Below are 2344 nucleotides of genomic sequence, written 5' to 3'. Positions count from 1 at the left end.
AGGTCGTGAGAGCCCGAATACGCGAAACCTTCTCGCTGCTAACCGCCCGCTGACTCCCCCCTGGCGCGGCGTGTCCTCACCGGGGATACCTGCACGTCGCCCCGGACCACCGCCTCCGCTGATTCCCCCTCCCCCGCCCCCGCCGACAGAAAGTCAAAGTCATGCCTGACGTGCTGCGCGACATCCTGCAAGCACACCTGGACGACCGCGAGGACTTCATCGCGTCGGTGCAGGTGGCCTACTTCACGGACCGGACGGGCGGCGTCCGTCATCACCACAGAACGTACTACCGGCCGAAGCTCGCCGCGGCCGTCTCAGAACCCGACCACCGCGGAACCCGGGTCAGCATCGCCGTGGAGGTGCCCGAGCCGCCCGACATCGTCCGGGTCGCCGCTCCGGCGGCGGGGGCCGTTCGTCTGTACGCCCGGCACGTTTCGCTCGCCCTGAAGGACGGCCGCTCCTTCGAGGTGCCGAACGTCGTGGACCTCGTCCCGCCGGCGAGCCCCGGGGAGAAGGCGACCGTTGCGACGCACGACGGACCGCTTCGCGTTCCGAACCCGGACTTTGACCCCCCGGCGCTTTCGTGGTCCTCGATTCACTCCGCCGAAGCCTGATTCCCCCTCCCCGAACACCCAAGAGAACAAACCAATGAGCAAGACCGTCGGCGCCACGCACCTGATAGACGACCAAGGCGCCACGTCCTACGGCAGCGTGGACGGCACGGTCCGCCTCATCGACGGCGACGACCGCGGCGGGTTCCTACTGGAGACGAACCTGTCCGGCCCGGTCTACTGCCTGACGCACGCCCTGTTCGGCGACCACAAACAGTTCGACGGCCAGCGGGTGACGGTCTCCGGCCGCAAGCACTACCTCGCCCATCACCCGCTCCCGGCGATGGTGGAAGTGACGATGATCGAACCGCACCTGCCGAAAGACGAACAGCCGGCCATCGAGGACGTGCGGGCCGTCCGCTCCCGCATACTGGCCCGCTGACGCCCCGTCCCGAGCGGACCCGCGGGCCGCGACGGAGACGGTGGACCTCACTGGCGCGTTCGGCACCGCCCCCCTCACGCTACTGAAATAGGCATCCCAGACCCTCCGTCAAATTTGACGGAGGGTCCTGCCACACCCCCACCCGAGAGAGAACGAGACGATGCCTCGCAACCCGCCCCCGCCTGACGTGAAGGGCTCCGCATGGCGCGATCGTCCTGTCTCGCCGCCGCCGCCTCCCGTCTCCTCCGGCCGCAGACTTTCGGGCAGCGCTGCCCAGAGCGCCAGCCGCAAGCCCGAGGAGCCCAGCGAATCCAGTCTCATGGCGTTCCTGGTCGGCCTGTTCGTTGGCGCCGCCTGAACCGCTCCGAGCCAACGCCGAATCGGACGGGGGACTGATTAGGGGGCAGGCGCGTTCGGCGCCGGGTCACCAAGAGAGGCGGCCCCACCGCAGCATCTTGTCGAAGAACGACCCGTAGAAGTCCCGGGCGAAGTCCCGGCCCGCCCCCTCTTCATCGTAGATCCGCTGGCAGAGGTCGATGAACCGGCGCCGGTGGGGCAGCAAGCGGTCGAGAGCCGCCTGTCGAACCGCCCCGGGGTCCGCTCGCCGCCCCGCCAGTTCCCGAACGGCCGCCGCGATATGGCCCGGGGCGGGCGGAACGATCCGGGCGTATTGCGGGGAGAAGACTTCCTCCCGCCCGCCCTCGCTGGGAGTGCTGACCACCGGCAAGCCGCACAGGGCGTACTCGGCTCGGGGAAGGTCCCGGCGAACCCGGGCGAAGTGCTCCTCCGTAACCGTTGAGGTCGTCGCCCGGCAGATCAGGAGCAGGGAGTCCACGTCCGAGGCCAGTTCGTGCCGCTTGAAGGGGGACGGGCGGGCGGTGTACACGGCGTCGAACTCCGGCTCCTCCGCGCCCGGGCGGAACAACCGCTCGTCCACAAGGCCGTTCTGGTTCGCCGTCTCGACGGGGAACGGTCCGGCCTTCCGCAAAGCGTGGGCGTCCGCCTCTCTCTGGGCGAGCAGGATCGGCTTCACGTCCGACCGCTCCTTGAGCAGTTCGTCCACCCATTTCAACTTCACCTCGGGGGGCCGCGACCACCAATCGGTGACGATCAGATGGATGCGTCCCGGCGGAAGCGCCGCCACCAACTCCACGGCGGAGGCGTGGTAGCCGGCGCAATGCAGAATGCGGGGTTCGCGGCAAATCCAGTGGTGCGCCAACATCACGTCCGGCGGGCTCATTTCGTCCCCCACGGCGCGCAGACGCCCGGGTCCGCCAGCACGTCCGGCAGTCCGCCGTACGCCGCCGCGTCGCACCCGCGTTCGGACCACAGGGCGTAGTCGGCGGCGAGC

General features: G+C 69.4%; 3 protein-coding genes. 2 read left to right on the top strand and 1 reads right to left on the bottom strand.

Annotated elements, in window-relative coordinates:
• Nucleotides 1-161: 161 nt before the first annotated feature.
• Both ACG2DA_RS22435 and ACG2DA_RS22430 read left to right on the top strand, forming a co-directional pair.
• Nucleotides 162-614 (top strand): hypothetical protein, encoded by a 453-nt coding sequence (locus ACG2DA_RS22435; RefSeq protein ID WP_395258881.1) that lies wholly within the window; start codon nt 162-164, stop codon nt 612-614.
• Nucleotides 615-648: 34 nt separating this feature from the next.
• On the top strand, nt 649-993 hold the full coding sequence (locus ACG2DA_RS22430) for a hypothetical protein (protein ID WP_395258879.1): 345 nt from the start codon (nt 649-651) through the stop codon (nt 991-993).
• 424 nt (nt 994-1417) lie between these two features.
• On the opposite strand, the gene ACG2DA_RS22425 is transcribed toward ACG2DA_RS22430, so the two are convergent.
• Nucleotides 1418-2233 (bottom strand): glycosyltransferase, encoded by an 816-nt coding sequence (locus tag ACG2DA_RS22425; RefSeq protein ID WP_395258877.1) that lies wholly within the window; start codon nt 2231-2233, stop codon nt 1418-1420.
• Between the last annotated feature and the right edge of the window lie 111 nt (nt 2234-2344).

Source organism: Alienimonas sp. DA493, from assembly GCF_043951915.1.
Classification (GTDB): Bacteria; Planctomycetota; Planctomycetia; order Planctomycetales; family Planctomycetaceae; genus Alienimonas.
This window is presented reverse-complemented; position numbering and strand designations above follow the sequence as displayed.

Bases quoted from the DNA above. Each gene is read 5' to 3' on its own strand.
- ACG2DA_RS22435 (WP_395258881.1), top strand. From the start codon at position 162: ATGCCTGACGTGCTGCGCGACATCCTGCAAGCACACCTGGACGACCGC.
- ACG2DA_RS22430 (WP_395258879.1), top strand. From the start codon at position 649: ATGAGCAAGACCGTCGGCGCCACGCACCTGATAGACGACCAAGGCGCC.
- ACG2DA_RS22425 (WP_395258877.1), bottom strand. From the start codon at position 2,233: ATGAGCCCGCCGGACGTGATGTTGGCGCACCACTGGATTTGCCGCGAA.